Here is an 18,658-nt window from a genome sequence, read left to right as displayed (position 1 = left end):
AAGATTGATAACAATGGAAAATAACTCAAATAAGACGAGTAGAAGAGGTTTTATAAAGAGCGCGGCAACAGCTGCTGCGGCTTTTATGATCGTCCCTCGCCATGTATTGGGCGGAAATGGCTTTACAGCTCCAAGTGACAAATTACAAGTAGCAGGTATTGGTGTAGGGGGTAAAGGTTTTAGTGACATCAACGCATTCCATGATTCAGGAAAAGCAGATCTAGCTTTCTTGTGTGATGTGGACGACCGTCGTGCAGCTGGTGCGTTGAAACGTTACCCGAAAGCAAAATATTACAAAGACTACCGTGAGATGTTGGATAAGGAGCACAAACGTATAGAAGCCGTTTCTGTATCAACTCCAGATCATCAGCATGCGATTCAAGCGCTTGCAGCTATGCAATTGGGTAAACACGTGTACGTTCAAAAACCGTTGACTCACGATGTATGGGAAGCGAGAGCATTGACGCATGCAGCTAAGAAATATAAGGTTGTTACCCAAATGGGAAATCAAGGTGCATCAAATGATGGACCGCGTTTTGTACGTGAATGGTACGAAGCAGGTCTGATCGGTGATGTACATACGGTATATTGTTGGACAGATCGTCCGGTATGGCCTTCAGGTATTGCATGGCCTACAGGTAAAGCTGAAATTCCAAAAGAATTGGATTGGGACCTTTGGTTAGGTACAGCGCCGCATAAAGAGTATGTTGACAAATTGGTGCCTTTCAACTGGCGTGGCTGGTGGGATTATGGTACTGGCGCATTGGGCGATATGGGCTGCCACTTGTTGGAAGTTCCTTTCAGTACTTTAGGATTGACTTATGTACAAGATGTACAGGCAACTGTTGGATCGGTGTATGTGGATGAGTTCAAACGCGGATATTTCCCTGAAAGCTGCCCTCCATCGAGCCATGCGACATTAACTTTCCCTAAAACGCCACGTACAAATGGTCCTGTTACCTTACATTGGATGGATGGTGGTATTCAGCCTGCCCGTCCAGATGAATTAGGTCCAAACGAAATTTTTGGTGACGGTGGTAATGGTATCTTACTTGTCGGTACAAAAGGTAAAATCCTTGCTGATACCTACGGCCAAAATGCACGCTTGTTACCTACTTCGAGAAAAGAGCAAGTGGCACAGAAATATGCCCGTGTTCAAGGACAAGAAGGCGGACACTATGCACAATGGGTTGAAGCTTGTCAAGCTGGATACGGCAAGAAAGAAGTGAGCTCACCTTTTGAAATAGCAGGTCCGTTGACAGAAGCTTTATTAATGGCTAACCTGGCGATCAGAGGGGCTGATTTACGTATTGATGGTAAATACCCTGGACGTAACTTAAAATTGTTGTGGGATAACGATAACATGCGTGTCACCAATTTTGACAACGTCAATCAATATGTAAAACGTAATTACAGAGAAGGTTGGGAAATGAAATATAATTTCTAAAATTAAGATATTTAGTAGTATGAATAGAAGAGAAGCATTACAACGAGTTGCCTTAATTTTAGGAGGTACCGTTATCGGCGCTAATTTATTTTTGGAAGGTTGTACACGCTCAGCAACAAAAGATGTACAAGCCTTGTTTGAAGCGAAGACAACTGATTTATTAGGTGACTTGGCTGAAGCAATTTTACCAGCTACCGCAACTCCGGGCGCGAAAGAAGCAGGGGTAGGAAGTTTTATTCCGGTCATGGTTCGCGATTGTTATACGGAGAAGCAACAAAAAGCATTTTTAACGGGTTTTGGGAGCTTAGATGATAAAGCAAAAGAGGTGAAAGGAAAACCATTCCTGGAGCTTTCTGCTGAAGACAGAACAGCTGTTGCCGCTGCTTTGGATAAAGAAGCAAACGAGTTTAATAAAAAGCAAGCTGAAGATCAAAAAGATATTCTGGAGAAAAATAAAGAAAAACAAAATCAATTGTACAATTATGTTGAGAACGATCCACCACACTGGTTTACGATGTTCAAACAGTTGACATTGACTGGTTTCTTTAACTCAGAACTGGGTTGTACAAAAGCTTTGCGTTTTGTGAAGATCCCAGGAAGATTTGATGGCAACCTTCCTTACAAAAAAGGAGATAAGGCATTTGCATAACATGATGCTATATGTAAAATAAAGGGAGGCCCAAAGCCTCCCTTTTTATTTTGTTTCTATAGCCAAAGCAAAGTGGATTCGTTGCTGTTTAGTAACCGTCATAAAGTAACCTTGATCTGTTGCATCACCATTAATTTCTACCGTATCATTATAACGTAATTCACGCAGGTAATTCATCTCCAAGGATCTGATCTGATTGGTCAATACCAGCTCAATGGGCAATCTGTCCATACACCAATCCAGGTATTTTACATTGTTGGCGTGATTGACAATATCCAGGTCAGAGAGCTTAACGCTATATTCATCAATATTTTTGACGGTCTGGGAAATATCCAATTTTGAAAATGGCTGTTGTGTTGCCGGGCGATCAGGATAGGTGGTAAAATCTTCGGTGGAAATTGCGAGTGTTTCAGAGTTCCTTTTCACGGTATTGATGACAGCCCAATAACTGGTTGCAGTAACATAGATCTGTCCATTGACTGTAATTTCAAAATTCCGCGTTGAGCGTGCGCCCTCTAATTCTTGAACCCAAGTTTTTACCTTGACATGATCCATCCATTTGGGCAACCGTGCAATCTCTATGCGTATGCGGCTAAGAACCCAGGTTTGGTTATGTTTGGCCATTTCTTTAAAACCGAATCCGACAGCATTGGCATGTTCTCCCGCGGTAAGCTGCAGGATATTGGATAAATCGGAGAAACGAATACGGCCGTTAGAATAGCATTGTGTGAAATAAATTTCCCACTCTTTTTCAAAAACAGATTTTTCCATTTACATATTGTTTTGATCAAAAATAGGCAATATGAATGATTTGGGCTATAAATTCAAAATGAAATGACACTATATTTAGATATCTCGTTATAAATGCCTGTTGGGCTTGCTAGTGACCCTCAAAGTAATGCAGTGTGTCTAAAGTACAATCGTTTTTTTATTGTAAAATAAATGATAGTTTTCAAGGATTTTATTGATTTTTATCATGGGAATCGGTAGATTTAAATAAGCCAATGGCAGAAAGAGATAAAATAAGATTGGCTTTAAAGCGTTATAAAAGTAGCATAGCGCAAAACAATAATTTACACATTAAATGCTAGTATTATGGTTGGAGAACTAATAGCTAAAGAGGAAATTCCTCAATTTAAATTTATCCCGGCGAGTGAAGATAAGACAGCGACTTTTATGGATAAATTGAAAGGGGCACTTCGGTTGGGAAATGAGTTTAAATCCAAAACTGAAATCGCCTTTGAGACTGATTCCGGACCAAAGCGTATCGAGACCACTGTATGGTCGTTAACCGATAGATATATTCAGATTAAAAGTGGCGTTTTAATACCGCTGAGATCTATTATAGCGATTGACTATTAAATAGACAAACGAAAGGCTCCTCATTTAGTTAAGGAGCCTTTCGCTTTTAATGATAGATGCTGTTAAGAAGCGTATCAGTATTGTGTTCCTTTCTAAGAGGACCTCTTGCAAAAAGAAATTTCTAATACGTTTCGCCTGTTAATTCTTTTAGGCGTATCTCGGATACCTTCGCATCATATTGCGCTGTATAGCTACGTGTCATTACATTGATGTAGTTTAACTGCGCTGTTCTTACTTCTAAGGTTGTGATGGTACCGATACGGAATTTATCCATGGTGATGTTTAAATTTTCTTTTGCCAGCTCCTCATTTTTCCGTTCTACATTAGCCAGCTCCATATTGGTGATGTAGGTTTGGAATAGGGTTCTGACCTGAGCCTGGATATCCTGTTTTTGTTGCTGTATCTGTAGCTCGGAGCCTTTAATCTGAAATTTGGCAATCCGTTCGTTTCTATTTTGCAGAAATCCATTGAAAATATTAAGGGAAGCCGATACGCCGTAGGTAAGACCTCTATTTTTGTTTTCTGTCGAGAATCCGAGGGAGGAGTGGGATTCGTTCCAGTTGTACCCACTATTTAAGCCAATTTTGGGATAACGTTCGGCCTTAACTGCTTTTAAGTTGAGCTCGGCCACCCGATTGTTGATGATGGCAAGCTGAATTTGCGGATTTTGTCGATCGGCAATTTCGATCAGATTACCAAGTTTAAGATCCGTATCAAGTTTCATGTCGTCTTCAATTTGAAAATCTAGGCTCAAGTCGCGCGTCATCAGCTGATTGAGGTAAGTCTTGGTATTTTTGAAGCTTTCCTGTTGTCTGAGTAAGTTTGTCTGATCGGTATTTAAATCGACTTTTGCATTCAGGAGGTCAAGCTTGGAGCCTTTCCCGATCTCCAGGCGATTTTCGGCAAGCGTGACACGGTATTTCGATAAGGTGATGGTTGTATCTAGGGCATTTATCAGGCGCTTTTGTTGCACCAGATTGTAGTAGGTAGCCATGACTTCGCTGAGCTGGGTAATCACTTGATATTTAATCTCCGCTTCCCCTTGACGTTGTATTTCTTTGAAGCGGTCGCGACGGGCGAACATGCCCAATCCATCGAATATCGTCCAGTTTAGGTTAACTCCATAAGACATGTTATCATTTTTGGCATTGGAAATCTGCTGTATTTGACCATCTGCTCTGACCTGCCTTGAATTCTGGATGGAGTTGCTTCTATTGAACGTTCCACTTACCGCTGGAAGCATACCGGCGCTTCCCAGACTGGTATTCTCCATATCGATGTTATTGTCATTTTTAGCCAAAAGAATATTGAAGTTATTGCTCAACGTTGTTTTTAGCGCATCTTCCAAGGTCAGTATCTCTTGTGCACGAGCTTGAAACATGAGGGAGTAAAGTAATACTAGTAGGATGAAATTTCTCTTCATGTCTTTATTATTCGTAGCTTTTAATGTTATCAAATTCAGGTCTATGCTTTTTTTGTCTTGACCACATGTAATAGATTGCCGGGATAATGAACAAGGTTAGGATAAGGGAGAATATTGTACCACCAACGATAACAACCCCCATACCAATTCTACTCGTTGAAGCAGCTCCAAGTGACATGGCAATCGGTAATGCGCCCAAGGCAATGGCTAGACTTGTCATTAAGATCGGTCTGAGGCGTGATTCGGCAGAGTGCATAATTGCTTCAAATTTTTCCATTCCCTCTTCGCGCATCTGGTTGGCAAACTCAACAATCAAGATACCATTTTTGGTCACGAGACCAATTAGCATAATCGTTCCAATTTGGCTGAATATATTCCAGGTTTGATCAAATAACCATAGACTTATCAGTGCTCCGGCAACGGCCATGGGTACCGTAAGGATAATGATAAATGGGTCGAGGAAGCTTTCAAATTGGGCCGCTAAGATCAGGTAGATAAGCAACAAAGCAAGGCCAAAGGCAAATAGTGTATTGGAACTACTTTCAACGAAGTCACGTGATTCGCCACTGAGGTCGGTGGTGAAACTCTGATCGAGGACCTTTTCTTTTATGCGATCCATTGCTGCAATGCCGTCACTCATACTCATGCCCGGCGCCAAACCGGCTGAAACTGTAGCCGACATGTAGCGGTTATTGTGGTAGAGTTGGGGTGGACTGCTCTCTTCCTTAACGCTTACAACGTTGTCTAACTGGATAAGCTGTCCGAGGTTATTTCGCACGTAAATTGACGCAAGGTCTGTAGGTGTGGCTCTACGGTCGTTTTCAACCTGGCCTATGACCTGATATTGTTTGCCATCACGCATAAAATAAGCGAAACGTTGGCCGCTTAGTAATAATTGGAGGGACTGCGAAACGTCAAGTACGGAAACGCCCAGACTGAGGGCTTTCAGACGATCAATTTCGACATGCAGTTCGGGTTTGTTGAACTTCAGGTTGATGTCCGTTGTGGAGAATGCGGGATCGCTGTTGACCTCATTCATAAATTCGGGTATCTTTTCCTGAAGTTTTTCAAAATTTTGTGCCTGGATAATGTACTGAACAGGTAATCCACCTCTGCGATTCATGGATATCGTCGGCGTTTGCGAAACATTGACGCGGACACCATCGTATTTTTTTGTCCATTTAGTGAGCTCTTTGGCAATATCGTCCTGTGATTTTTTACGCTCACTTGGATCAACGAGAGTCATCCGTATACGTCCGGAGTTGACTGAGCTTGCGCCGAAACCCGGAGAGGTAATGTTTAAACTGATTTTGTTCTCAGGAATGGAATCGTAGACCAATTTGTCCAATTCCTGCATGTATCGGTCCATGTATTCATAGGTAGCACCTTCCGGGCCTGTCACATTGACGGAGATATTACTTCTGTCATCATAAGGCGCCGTTTCTTTTTTAATGGAGGAGAAAAGGATGCCAATAATGACAAAACATAGGATCAGGATTGGAAAGCTGATCCATTTGAATTTCATGAATTTCTCCAGTGCATTGGCATAACCTTTATTCATTTTGACGAACATTGGTTCGGTCCAATCGTAAAATTTCGTCTTCTTGTGTCCACCACCTTTGATTAGATAGGCATTGAGCATCGGCGTGAGGGTGAGGGAAACAAATGCGGAAACCAATACGGCCGAGGCGATGACGACACCAAACTCCCGGAAAAGCCGTCCCACAAATCCCTGAAGAAATATAACGGGTAAGAATACGGCTGCAAGTGTGATTGAAATGGAAATAACAGCGAAGAATATTTCCTTCGACCCTTTCAGGGCCGCCTCAATAGGGGACATTCCTTCTTCAACTTTCTTGAAGATATTTTCGGTAACAACGATACCATCGTCGACAACAAGCCCCGTCGCGAGTACAATAGCGAGCAGTGTCAGTACATTGATAGAAAATCCGAAAATATACATAATAAAAAATGTCGCGATCAAGGATACGGGAATGTCCAATAAAGGACGTAGTGCGATACCCCAGTCGCGGAAGAAAAAATAGATAATTAGGGTGACCAGAATGATCGAAATCAGGAGTGTCTCGGCGACCTCCTCAACAGATTTTTTGATGAATGTCGTATTATCAGAAGCGATGTTGAGTATAATATCCTGCGGCAGATCTTCTTTGATCTGATCGAGCATTTTATAGAAATTGTTGGCAATATCGAGGTAATTTGTTCCTGGCTGCGGAATAATGGCAATACCGACCAGCTGTTTACCGTTACTGACCATTTTTGTTTCGAGATTTTCAGCATCTATTTCTGCCCGGCCAATATCGATAAACTTGACGATACGGCTGCTATCGGCCTTTAAAATGATGTTATTGAATTGCTCAGGAGTAGACAGGTTGCCGACGGTTTTTACGGTGAGCTCGGTTGTGTTTCCGACAATTTTCCCCGAAGGTAATTCAACATTCTGGCTATTCAATGCCGTACGAATATCCGAAGCTGTGATACCATAGGCAGCCATACGGTCGGGGTTGAGCCATAGACGCATGGCGTAACGTTTTTGACCATAGATCTGTGTGCTGCTGACACCGGGGATGGTTTGCAACCTTTCGGAAATCACATTTTCGGCGTAGTCGCTCAGCGAAAGTTTATCGCGCGTCTCACTTTGCAATGTCAATGTAATAATAGGATCGGAGTCCGCATCGGCTTTGGATACCACTGGTGGGGCATCAATATCCTGTGGTAGGCTTCGCACGGCTTGGGATACTTTATCCCGGACATCATTTGCGGCTTCCTCAAGGTTCTTTTTTAAGTCAAACTCAATGGTGATATTACTGGATCCTTGATTGCTCGAAGAAGAGATGTTGCGGATACCATCGATCGAGTTTATGGCCTTTTCTAGCGGCTCGGTAATCTGAGATTCAATGATATCTGGATTGGCACCGGCATAGTTTGTTCTGACGGAAACAATCGCTGGGTCAATAGAGGGGTATTCGCGTACGCCTAGAAAACTAAAACCAATATAGCCAAACAATATGATGGTAATATTGACGACAATAGTTAAAACAGGACGTTTAATAAAAACTGCAGATAAATTCATGTACAACTAGTTAGCTAATGATACCTTAACTTTTGCTCCATCTTTTAACGACAGAACGCCCGTGGTTAAAACGGTGTCACCGGCACTGATGCCAGATAGAATGACGATGTCTTTGTCGGTACGCGCACCTGTTTCAACCTTCACTTCCTTGGCAAGGCCATGCTGTAATACAAAGACCTTTTTTCCATCCTGTACGGGAACAATGGCTTCTGTTGGAATGGATATCGCATCGTTTTCCACTTCGATCGGCACAATCACATTGACAAAGGATCCGACTTTCAATTTACCCTGATCGTTCGTTGCTCTGGCGCGGACGGTGAGTGTTCTGGTGTTAAGTGATACTTGCGGTTCAACGGCGTAAATGTTTGCTTTTATGATGGTTGGGTCGTTGGCTACGCTGAACTCAATGGGCATGTTTATTTTAACAATATTGCTGTATTTTTCGGGAACTGCAAAGGTAATTTTGACAAGATTGTCCTTCACTAAGTTTGTAATCAGGGTACTGGATGAGACAATGGCTCCTACGGAAATATTCCGAAGTCCAATCATGCCACTAAAAGGGGCGCGGATGGTTGTTTTGGATATTTGTGCCTGAATCAACTGGATCTGTGCTAAGGAGGTTTTTAAAGCTGCACTGGCTATATCAAACTCCTCCTGACTGATTGCTCCTTTTTGCAGCAGCAGTTTGGCCCGACGTTCATTTTCGGCATTCAGCTGGTTTGTTGTTTGTGCTTGTCTTAATTGTGCCTGAAGTTCAATATCATCAATCTTGATCAAGGGTTCGCCCTGTTTGATGCGCTGCCCTTCGGAGAAATAGATTTTGGTGATTCGACCACTTACTTCACTTCTGATTTCAACCTGCTCTTCTGCGTCAATGCTTCCTGAGAGATTAATGGATCGATCGGCGACGGAAGATTTGGCAATGATAGCCTGTGCGGGGACTGGCATATCTTTTTTCCCATTGGGCTTATCAGCTTCTTTTTTGTCTTTTTTAGCAGTTATCAGAAAGTATCCACCTCCAAACACAGCACAAGCCAAAAGGAGGTAAATGATCGATTTTTTATTCATACGGATATAGTCTCTTATGTACTTTTTACATTTAACGGGTAAATATAGGTTTATTATTATGAGGATATCAGTTGTCAAAAGGATTTTACAATAGGACCAAAACTTTGCAAATGGACATCGAAATGGGCGTATTGGGAACGATTGGAAATAAAAAAAGCCAGAAATAAGTTTCTAGCTTTATTGACTACTATTTTTTTGATTTTGCTTTTTGTTCCACTTCTTTTGAAGCCCCATTTTTTACTTTTGGCTTGATGGCAGCTTTCGATACATGTGGTCTTCTTTTTCCAAAAGAACCATTTGATATTTTTCCTCTTCTGGTCTTGATATCACCTTTTCCCATAGTGTAAAATATTTTGGTTTTAACAAATTATATTGATTACCTAAATATAACACTTTCTTTTCGGATGTTCAACCTGTTCATTTTTAAATAATTGGAAAAATACGTTTTTGAATAGCTACATTGAAGTTTTGGTTAATCGTGTCGAAAAATAAATTATTGACGAGCCTGTTTTCAGCGACTAAATAGGGGATTTCCAATATTTTGTTCTTTAACTTGATACGGTAGTAGCCGTATAATAACCCTTTGGTCGTTTGAATTGATTCGATTTTCTGAACGGCTTCTATGTCCTTAAAAATGTTAAAAGCATAATTTTCTCCTTTTAGCTGTTCAATAAAAACCTCATTGGTTTTGGCATTGTACCATATTTGTTGGCTTTTGAGCTTACTAAAGTGGTTGTTGAACAGAAAGAGATAGCCCAACAAGAAAAAGGCAATCGGAAGCAGGAACAGGACAATTTTTATCTTCATGAACAGCAACACGGTGATCAAAATGAGGATAATCCCCATAACGGCATTGGAAACACTCTTCTTTAGATTTGCCTGGATGACTGGAGATGAAGCTTCAATCAACTGAAAACCTGATTTTAAATTTCTGGACATATCCTCGGTAAACCCAAATAGATTGAATTTTTTGCGTATCATCAGATAAGCAATAAGAACAATAAGCCCAATGATCAAAAACCGCATATTTTTCTTCTAGTATTGTTCGTCTTCGTTCGGGTATTGTACTGCTTTTACTTCGGCCACATAATTTGCTACTGCTGTTGTGATTTGTTCGTGCAAATTAGCGAAATGACGCATAAATTTTGGTTTGAAATCGGCATTCATTCCAAGCATGTCGTTAATCACAAGGACTTGTCCATCGCAATCCGGCCCAGCCCCAATACCAACTGTTGGAATCGCTAGTTTTTCGGTTACTGTTTTAGCTAATTTTGCCGGTATCTTTTCCAGAACAATTGCAAAACAGCCCGCCTCCTGCAAAGCGAGTGCATCTTCTATTAATTTAGCGGCTTCTTGCTCTTCTTTTGCCCGCACACCAAAATTTCCAAATTTATTGATGGATTGGGGAGTCAAGCCCAGGTGTCCACATACAGGGATTCCTCCGGCAATGATTTTTTTGATGTTTTCGATGATTTCAAGTCCTCCCTCGAGTTTTAATGCGTGCGCACCTGATTCTTTCATCATGCGTACAGCTGCATTGTAAGCTTCATTGGCAGAGCCCTGATAAGATCCAAATGGCAAATCTGCTAATACCATGGCACGCTCGGTACCCCGAGCAACGGCAGCGGCATGGTAGATCATATTATCTAGGGTGATAGGCAAGGTTGTTTCGTAGCCAGCAAATACGTTGGCAGCGGAATCTCCAATCAAAATAACGTCAACACCAGCTTGATCTACCATTTTGGCCATGGAGTAATCATAGCTTGTAAGCATAGAAATCTTTTCCTGACGTTCTTTCATGGCTTGCAGCATTGCTGTGCTTACTCGTTTCATTTCTTTGTTTACAGACATCTTAACTTATATTGTGTGTTCAAAAGTAAGCTTTTTATCATACATTGACCAATATTCTGCCTTGTGTTTTGTATTTTTGCAAAATGATACAAAATGAGAATCGTCTATTTAAATTTCCCAAATTTTCAGAATTAATCATCCATGAGGATGAAAATTTGATTGTTATCAATAAACCGCCGTTTGTCGCTTCTTTAGATGAACGTGAGGGTGGGGAGGTCAATATTCTTCGCTTGGCGAAGAAATATCATCCTGATGCACAGGTATGCCACCGCCTGGATAAAGAGACCTCGGGTATTTTATTAATTGCAAAAAATCCAGAAACATACCGTACAATTTCCATTGCATTTGAAAAAAGAAAAGTGAATAAGATTTATCATGCAATCATAGGTGGTACACATACTTTTCAGGATTTGCTTGTCGATTTGCCCATCTTGAACCAAGGCAATAAAAATGTATCTATTGATCGTGCAAACGGCAAACCGGCAGAGACCATCTTTAATTCGATCAAATACTACAAGAACTATACCTTAGTGGAATGTAAACCCATTACAGGACGCATGCACCAAATCCGTATTCACCTAGCGACACAACATGCCGCTATTGTGGGGGATGACATGTATCGCGGTAAACCTGTGTATTTGTCCCAAATCAAGAAAAGGGGATATACATTATCCAAAGATGAAGAGGAACAACCCATTATGAAGCGTTTTGCACTACATTCAAAACATGTTGAATTTGAGTTGAACGGAGTTAAGATGGCTTTTGAGGCACCTTATCCAAAGGATTTTGCGACCTTGTTGAAGCTGTTGGATAAGTTTGATTCTTAATAGCGGGATTACCTATGAGTCCGAAGACAAAAAAGATAATCGGAAACGTTGTATTTGTACTGCTCATCGGTTTGTTGATCTGGCCAACAAGTAGAAGTTATTTTCAGCAATTTTTAATGAAAATGGGTTTTTTCAAACCTAAACTGGAGCTTAATTCAGCTTCTAAAGAATCCGATAGGGTGGCTCCAGGGGGCGCATTCAGTCATGTCTCCTTTGTCAATTCGCTGGGAGAAACAGTCAAGGTGGCGGATCTGAAGGGAAAAGTGGTGTTTATTAATTTTTGGGCAACGTGGTGTGCACCTTGTCGCGCAGAAATGCCTTCGATCAATGTACTCTATAATCGCTATAAAGATAACGCAAATATGGTGTTTTTGATTGTGGAGATAGAAGGCAGGAAAGCAAAAGCAGAGGCTTTTATGAAGGAACAGCAGCTGACTTTGCCGATTAGTTTTCCAGACAGCGATATTCCAAAGGAGTGGCTCTCGGGATCTATTCCTTCAACGGTGATATTGGACAAAGCGGGTAATGTAGCGACACGGCATGAAGGTATGGCGGATTATTCAAGCCCTGATGTAGGTAAATTTATTCAAGATTTAATCAATAAATAATTTTAAGATCTCTAAATATAGCATGACAAGAGCAGAACTTATTCATCAAATAAAAGCGAAACGCTCATTTTTATGTGTCGGATTAGACACAGACCTCACGAAAATCCCGGAGCATCTCTTGGATGATGAGGATCCGATCTATAGCTTCAATAAGGCTATCATAGATGCAACGGCTGATTTGTGTGTTGCCTATAAGCCCAATATTGCGTTTTATGAATGTTATGGAATCAAAGGCTGGCAATCGCTTCAAAAAACCTGGGCTGCGTTACCAAAGGATTGTTTCAGTATTGCTGACGCAAAAAGGGGGGATATTGGCAATACGTCGGGACGTTATGCGATGGCATTTTTTGATGAAAAGACGTCTGGTCTTGGCTTTGATAGTATTACAATCGCACCTTATATGGGGAAGGACTCGGTGACTCCATTTTTGGATTTTAACGATAAATGGGCAATCGTACTTGCTTTGACATCGAATGAGGGTAGCTTGGACTTTCAAAATTTTGAAAACAAAGAAGGGCTGCAATTGTTCGAACAGGTGATCGATAAAGTCAATACCTGGGGGACACCTGACAATTTGATGTATGTTGTCGGAGCAACACGCGGAGAGGGCTTTATCAAAATTAGGGAACATGCACCATACCATTTTTTATTGGTTCCAGGAGTGGGGGCGCAAGGAGGTTCGCTTGAAGATGTTTGTAAATTTGGTATGAACAAAGATTGTGGGCTTTTAGTAAACAGCACAAGAGGAATTATCTATGCTTCAAAAGGACGTGATTTCGCTGAAAGAGCACGAGAGGAAGCCCTAATTCTACAGAAAGAAATGGAAGTAGAACTGTTAAAAGCAGGCATTATTTCCTGATTTGACATTTAATAATTCATTCGTAATACTTACCTTTGCAGCATGCCAGAAAAAATTATAATTCTAGACTTCGGGTCTCAGTACACACAGTTGATCGCTAGACGTGTCAGAGAACTAAATGTGTATTGTGAGATACACCCGTTCAATAAATTGCCAGATTTTGATGACTCCGTAAAAGGTGTTATCTTTTCAGGAAGTCCTTATTCTGTTAGACAAGAAGATGCACCGCAAATTGATTTTGTCGCTATTCAGGATCGTTTCCCACTTTTAGGAGTTTGTTACGGAGCACAATACATTGCTCAAAAATCAGGTGGTGAAGTGTTACCTTCTGAAATCCGCGAATATGGTCGTGCAAATCTGCAGTTTGTCAATAGTGAGAATGAATTATTGGCAGGAGTACCAACTCAATCGCAGGTATGGATGTCTCATGGAGACACTATCAAAGAAGTTCCTGCAAATTTTGATATTATAGCAAGTACGGATAAAGTTCGCGTTGCTGCTTATCAAGTAAAAGGCACCCGTACCTATGGTATACAATTCCACCCGGAAGTAACACATAGTACTGATGGGGCTATCTTATTGAAAAACTTCGTTGTAGACATTTGTGGTTGTGCACAGGATTGGACACCAGACGCATTTGTTGAAACAACAGTATCCTCTTTGAAAGCGCAATTGGGTGACGATCACGTTATCATGGCTTTGTCAGGAGGAGTAGATTCAACAGTAGCAGCAGTATTGTTGCACCAAGCAATCGGAAAAAATTTACATTGTATTTTCGTAGATCATGGTCTGCTTCGTAAAGATGAATACGAGCAGGTATTGGATTCTTACAAAAATATGGGGTTAAATATTAAAGGAATAAATGCCAAGGATTTATTTTATGGTAGATTAGCTGGGGTTTCTGAACCAGAAGAGAAACGTAAAATCATTGGTAATTCATTTATTGATGTTTTTGATGAAGCTGCAAAAGAAATCCAAAAGGAATTACCTGAAGGAATTGAAGCGAAATGGTTGGGACAAGGAACAATTTACCCAGATATTATCGAGTCGGTTTCAGTGAAAGGACCTTCAGCAACAATCAAATCGCACCATAACGTTGGTGGTTTACCTGATTTCATGAAATTGAAAGTCGTAGAACCACTTAAAACGTTGTTTAAAGATGAAGTAAGAAGAGTAGGAAAAGCTTTAGAAGTGGATCAGGCAATTTTAGGCAGACATCCCTTCCCTGGACCAGGTTTGGCAATTCGTATTTTAGGTGATATTACACCTGAGCGTGTACGTATTGTACAAGAGGCTGATGCGATCTTTATCAATAATCTGAAGGAAGCTGGCTGGTACGATAAAGTATGGCAAGCTGGTACAATTTTCTTGCCAGTGCGTTCTGTAGGCGTAATGGGTGACGAGCGTACTTACGAGCATGTTGTTAGCTTACGTGCAGTTGGTTCTCTTGATGGAATGACTGCGGATTGGATACATTTACCATATGACCTGTTGGCAAAAATTTCAAATGAAATTATCAACCATGTGAAAGGAATAAACAGAGTTGTATATGATATCAGTTCAAAACCGCCCGCTACAATTGAGTGGGAATAAAATATGGGTTGCGGCACTTGTAGCATTATGTCTTGCAAGCTGCACAACGAAAAAAAGCACAGTATTGCGTTCGCCTTCCTCTGGTCAAGGCGAACAGCAAACTGCTGTGACTAAACCGGCAGTTGACAAAGATAAGATCGTTGCCAAAGTGGGGGATATCCAGGATGTCAACGGCCATGCTGTGAAAAATAATCGCATCGCCTTGCTATTACCATTCGAGTTAAGTGGTATTGCGGGGACGATTACAAAAGAAGATGTGGAACGTTCTTCCTTGGCACTTGATTTTTATCAGGGATTTCAATTGGGCCTTGACAAAATTGCCAAAGAGGGTGCTTTATTTGATCTACAGGTAATTGATTCTCGAGACAATGTTGCCTACAATGCGACTTTAGGGACTTCGGCGAATGTCAAAGATGCCGTACTTGTGGTCGGTCCGGTATATCCGCGTGAGATAAAAAGCTTTGGGCAAACATTTGCAAATAAGAATGTGTTACAAGTTTCTCCGTTGGCGGCGACTATGGCTTCTGAATTTAGCTTACCTAATTTGGTTTCCATCACACCATCTATTCGTACACACTCGGAAACATTAGCAAAATATGTTGCTGATCAGTATTATACGGGTGATCAGATTCTGGTATACGATGCCGGTGACGATGAAAGCAAACAGTTTCTAGTCAATTTTGTTAGCGAAATTTCAAAGGCTAATGCACAGGCAAAAGTAAAAACTGTTATGAGCGTCAACGAGCTCAACAATAGCCTTGTGTTGACTGGAACTAATCATGTCATTTCTGGTACGGCCAATAAGAATTTGGTAAAGGGGCTTTTGGATGCTATGGACGAACGCTTTTTGAATCCAGGTAACCAGTTTAAGTTGTATGGACATCCAAATATGGCTAAGCTTTCGTTTGAGAATTTCGAAAATATGGATTTCTATGGACTTACTATTACCTCTTCCAACTTGGTGAATGAGGGTGATAGTGATACCCGGAAATTTATTGGAAATTATAAATCGGCTTATAAAGTAGACCCGTCTGAGTTTTCTTATAAAGGTTATGATGCGGCATTGTATTTCGGTCGATTGATTCATAAATATGGCGTGGATTATGTTAGCCGAATGACGCAAGATAAGTTTTCGGGATTGAATAGCGATTACAAATTTGAGTTTTATCCAAAATGGGGCTATGCTAATAGAGCTTTGGGTATAATGGTTTATCACAACAAAAAATTTGAAAGAAAATAATCTTTGAATGGCTGAATTCAGTGAAAGACGTGTTCATCAGCAAATACGTAATTTTGAGCGGGCAATGGATGGTTTTGAAGCTGATCAACCATTTTCGCGTTATTTGACTACTTTTTTTAAGTTGAACAAGCAAATGGGATCTTCCGACCGGAAGTCTACCTCCCGTTTATGTTATAATTATTTTCGTTTGGGAATGGCGGCTTCGCAGTTGTCGCAACAGCGTAGATTGGTGCTTGCGGAATTTCTATGTGAACAGGAAAGTCCCTTGGTGGCCCTTTTTGAGCCTTCCTATAGCGATAAACTCCATCTGCCGCTGAAAGACAAAATTGCATTTCTAGCGTCTGAGGGTATTTTTAAACTTAATGACCTCTTTCCTTTTGCGGATTATATTTCTGAAGAGGTTGACTTGGTGCAATTTTTAGAGAGCCAGTTGATCCAGCCCAACTTATATATTCGGGTGAAACGCGGGAAGACAAAGGTCGTGTGCGCTATTTTGGATAACAATCAGATTCCTTATTCCATGATTGGCGATCAGACTATCGCCTTGAATAATGGAACATCCTTGCAGCGATTTGATGTCTTGGATGGGATCATAGAAGTGCAGGATCTGTCTTCGCAGCGCACTTTGGATTATATGGAACCCGCTGAAAGAGAATCCTGGTGGGATGCATGTGCGGCTTCGGGTGGGAAATCGCTCTTGTTGATGGATGCTTGTCCATCTGTTAATCTTTTGGTTTCTGATGTTCGCATGAGTATTCTCCGAAATCTCGATGAACGTTTTGACCGTGCCGGAATAAAGCATTACCGAAAAAAAATACTCGATCTTACCAAGGATAGCTTCGCAATTCTTGGGAGCGAACGATTTGACGGGGTGTTATTGGATGCGCCTTGTACTGGATCGGGGACTTGGGGGCGCACACCAGAAATGGTTAGACAGTTTCGGGCCGCTAAGATTGCCGAATTCAATGCACTACAAAAGAATATTGCAAGTAATGTGGTGGGGCATGTTAAAGCGGGCAAGCCTTTGATTTATATAACCTGCTCTATTTTTAAAGCAGAAAACGAAGATGTTGTCAATTACATTGTAGATAATTTTGGTTTTGAAATAGAACGTATGGACTATTTGAAAGGTTATGAAGAGAAAGCGGATAGTATGTTTGTGGCGAGATTGATTAAAAAGTAATTTATATATATAATACAAGCAAAAAGGCTATTTTTTCCAATGAAAAAATAGCCTTTTTTTATACATATGGACCGTTTAATATCAGTCACATTTACTTGGAACAACGAGTACAGGGCAGGTAGATTTACGAATGACTGATTCGGATACAGAGCCGGAAATAAAGTGATCAAAGCCCGTCCGTCCATTGGTCCCCATAATAATAAGATCTGCAGACCACTCATGGGATGCCGCCAGAATTTCTTCTTTAATGGATCCGATTCGATTAAAAAGATATACTTCGCCTGCGCCTGTAAATTCGCGGCTCATTTTCTCAAGATATTTTTGTGCATTATCCTGTTCCATTTCTGATACTTCTGGAACGATGATGGGTTGCTGACCTAATAGCGGGTCCGCACCAAAGCTGGCCGGAGAAGTAGGGGGAACAACAGTGACAAGCGCTATGGAGGCTCCAAATACCGCGGCCATTTCTTTGGCATATAGTATAGCCTTTTCTGAGCATGGTTCGTCGTCAACAGCGACGAGTATCCTTTTGAATTTTGAATTTGTATTCTCCATTTCTACTATAATTAATTTATCTTAGTCATATAATATATAATCACATTTTTGACGATTTTGTTTTGTTTAGCACATGAAATATGGTATTTGTACACTAGCTCTCGTTCCGTTACGTTTAGAACAGGCACACCGTAGTGAGATGGTTTCTCAGGTATTGTTTGGGGAACTTTTTGAGATCCTTGATGAACAGGCCGATTGGACATCAATACGTCTGTTGGAAACGGACTATTTAGGCTGGATTCAAAACTGGCAGTTTCAGGAACTAAACGACTTGGATATGCAACATTATCTGACCGGAACACCAATTATCGTTGGAAGGGAGGGGGGAGTTCTTTTTACTGATACCGCACAGTTTCAGCTCTGTCATGGAACCAAGCTTTACCTAGATGCAGCAAATACTGTCAATTTATCTCCATTGAGATTAACTTATCAAGGTAGTATCAATCCGTTTACCAGAAATCAATTTGAAACTGAGGTGTCGCGATTGGCTTTGAGTTATAAGGACACTCCTTATCTATGGGGTGGGCGTTCACAATGGGGAATCGATTGTTCCGGTTTCTCCCAATTGATTTATAGCTGTTTTGATCTTTCCTTGCCTCGTGATGCTTATCAGCAGGCAGAGATGGGGCAAACTGTGGATTTTGTTTCGGAAATACGGGTAGGGGATTTGGCTTTTTTTGACAATGCCGAAGGAAGGATTACTCATGTAGGAATTATGCTGGATCGCGATACGATTATCCACGCCTCAGCGAAAGTCCGTGTTGATCGGATGGATACGGAAGGTATTTTTAATGCTGAACAGAATCGTTATACACACAAACTCCGGATTGTTAAACGGTATAATTGATAAAGGTGGACATATAAAAAAAGGCTATAAGTAATTATAGCCTTTTCTATTGTCA

At 41.0% G+C, this 18,658-nt stretch carries 18 protein-coding genes; 10 read left to right on the top strand and 8 right to left on the bottom strand.

Annotated elements, in window-relative coordinates:
- Positions 1–13: 13 nt before the first annotated feature.
- Positions 14–1,447 carry a Gfo/Idh/MocA family protein gene (locus K2F45_RS14990; protein WP_075992887.1) on the top strand — a complete coding sequence of 478 codons (1,434 nt, stop codon included), beginning with the start codon at positions 14–16 and terminating at the stop codon, positions 1,445–1,447.
- A 19-nt stretch (positions 1,448–1,466) separates the two neighbouring features.
- Complete coding sequence (locus K2F45_RS14985; RefSeq protein WP_075992886.1) at positions 1,467–2,096, top strand: gluconate 2-dehydrogenase subunit 3 family protein; 630 nt, start codon at positions 1,467–1,469, stop codon at positions 2,094–2,096.
- Between the two features lie 45 nt (positions 2,097–2,141).
- Here the strand turns inward: K2F45_RS14985 and K2F45_RS14980 are convergent, their stop codons facing one another.
- Positions 2,142–2,867, bottom strand: a complete 726-nt coding sequence (locus tag K2F45_RS14980; protein ID WP_075992885.1) for an acyl-[acyl-carrier-protein] thioesterase — start codon at positions 2,865–2,867, stop codon at positions 2,142–2,144.
- Positions 2,868–3,191: 324 nt separating this feature from the next.
- Here K2F45_RS14980 and K2F45_RS14975 point away from each other — a divergent pair, with 324 nt between their 5' ends.
- Positions 3,192–3,458, top strand: coding sequence for a hypothetical protein (locus tag K2F45_RS14975; protein ID WP_172840699.1), 267 nt, complete (start codon positions 3,192–3,194; stop codon positions 3,456–3,458).
- 121 nt (positions 3,459–3,579) lie between these two features.
- Here the strand turns inward: K2F45_RS14975 and K2F45_RS14970 are convergent, their stop codons facing one another.
- The 6 genes from K2F45_RS14970 to panB all read right to left on the bottom strand — a co-directional run bounded on the left by K2F45_RS14970 (position 3,580) and on the right by panB (position 10,891).
- Positions 3,580–4,881, bottom strand: coding sequence for a TolC family protein (locus K2F45_RS14970; RefSeq protein WP_088161772.1), 1,302 nt, complete (start codon positions 4,879–4,881; stop codon positions 3,580–3,582).
- A gap of 7 nt (positions 4,882–4,888) precedes the next feature.
- Positions 4,889–7,972 carry an efflux RND transporter permease subunit gene (locus K2F45_RS14965; protein WP_075992882.1) on the bottom strand — a complete coding sequence of 1,028 codons (3,084 nt, stop codon included), beginning with the start codon at positions 7,970–7,972 and terminating at the stop codon, positions 4,889–4,891.
- 6 nt (positions 7,973–7,978) lie between these two features.
- Positions 7,979–9,040, bottom strand: a complete 1,062-nt coding sequence (locus K2F45_RS14960; protein WP_075992881.1) for an efflux RND transporter periplasmic adaptor subunit — start codon at positions 9,038–9,040, stop codon at positions 7,979–7,981.
- A gap of 187 nt (positions 9,041–9,227) precedes the next feature.
- On the bottom strand, positions 9,228–9,380 hold the full coding sequence (locus tag K2F45_RS14955) for a 30S ribosomal protein THX (protein WP_075992880.1): 153 nt from the start codon (positions 9,378–9,380) through the stop codon (positions 9,228–9,230).
- An 83-nt stretch (positions 9,381–9,463) separates the two neighbouring features.
- Positions 9,464–10,066 carry a hypothetical protein gene (locus K2F45_RS14950; protein WP_157698466.1) on the bottom strand — a complete coding sequence of 201 codons (603 nt, stop codon included), beginning with the start codon at positions 10,064–10,066 and terminating at the stop codon, positions 9,464–9,466.
- Between the two features lie 9 nt (positions 10,067–10,075).
- A complete protein-coding gene (gene panB / locus K2F45_RS14945) occupies positions 10,076–10,891 on the bottom strand; it encodes a 3-methyl-2-oxobutanoate hydroxymethyltransferase (RefSeq protein ID WP_088161770.1) in 816 nt (271 codons plus the stop codon).
- Positions 10,892–10,974: 83 nt separating this feature from the next.
- Here panB and K2F45_RS14940 point away from each other — a divergent pair, with 83 nt between their 5' ends.
- From K2F45_RS14940 to K2F45_RS14915, 6 genes are read left to right on the top strand one after another with little or no spacing between them, the layout of a single operon-like run.
- Positions 10,975–11,718 (top strand): RluA family pseudouridine synthase, encoded by a 744-nt coding sequence (locus K2F45_RS14940; protein WP_088161769.1) that lies wholly within the window; start codon positions 10,975–10,977, stop codon positions 11,716–11,718.
- A gap of 14 nt (positions 11,719–11,732) precedes the next feature.
- Positions 11,733–12,326, top strand: coding sequence for a TlpA family protein disulfide reductase (locus tag K2F45_RS14935; RefSeq protein WP_075992876.1), 594 nt, complete (start codon positions 11,733–11,735; stop codon positions 12,324–12,326).
- Positions 12,327–12,348: 22 nt separating this feature from the next.
- Complete coding sequence (gene pyrF, locus K2F45_RS14930) at positions 12,349–13,185, top strand: orotidine-5'-phosphate decarboxylase (RefSeq protein WP_088161767.1); 837 nt, start codon at positions 12,349–12,351, stop codon at positions 13,183–13,185.
- A 42-nt stretch (positions 13,186–13,227) separates the two neighbouring features.
- On the top strand, positions 13,228–14,778 hold the full coding sequence (gene guaA, locus K2F45_RS14925) for a glutamine-hydrolyzing GMP synthase (protein WP_075992875.1): 1,551 nt from the start codon (positions 13,228–13,230) through the stop codon (positions 14,776–14,778).
- Entirely contained in the window at positions 14,735–16,018 is a 1,284-nt protein-coding gene (locus K2F45_RS14920; protein ID WP_083663650.1) for an ABC transporter substrate-binding protein, read from the top strand. Before guaA ends, K2F45_RS14920 begins: the two co-directional genes overlap by 44 nt.
- Positions 16,019–16,025: 7 nt before the next feature.
- Entirely contained in the window at positions 16,026–17,201 is a 1,176-nt protein-coding gene (locus tag K2F45_RS14915) for an RsmB/NOP family class I SAM-dependent RNA methyltransferase (protein ID WP_075992874.1), read from the top strand.
- Positions 17,202–17,282: 81 nt separating this feature from the next.
- Here K2F45_RS14915 and K2F45_RS14910 read toward each other — a convergent pair whose 3' ends face one another.
- Entirely contained in the window at positions 17,283–17,756 is a 474-nt protein-coding gene (locus K2F45_RS14910; RefSeq protein ID WP_075992873.1) for a universal stress protein, read from the bottom strand.
- Positions 17,757–17,829: 73 nt separating this feature from the next.
- Between K2F45_RS14910 and K2F45_RS14905 the strand changes: the two genes are divergently transcribed.
- Positions 17,830–18,603, top strand: coding sequence for a C40 family peptidase (locus K2F45_RS14905; RefSeq protein WP_075992872.1), 774 nt, complete (start codon positions 17,830–17,832; stop codon positions 18,601–18,603).
- The last annotated feature ends 55 nt before the right edge of the window (positions 18,604–18,658 follow it).

This window comes from Sphingobacterium siyangense (assembly GCF_023277505.1).
In the GTDB taxonomy this organism is placed as follows: domain Bacteria; phylum Bacteroidota; class Bacteroidia; order Sphingobacteriales; family Sphingobacteriaceae; genus Sphingobacterium; species Sphingobacterium siyangense.
The sequence above is the reverse complement of the archived record's forward strand: the minus strand, read 5'-3'. Positions and strand labels throughout refer to the sequence as shown.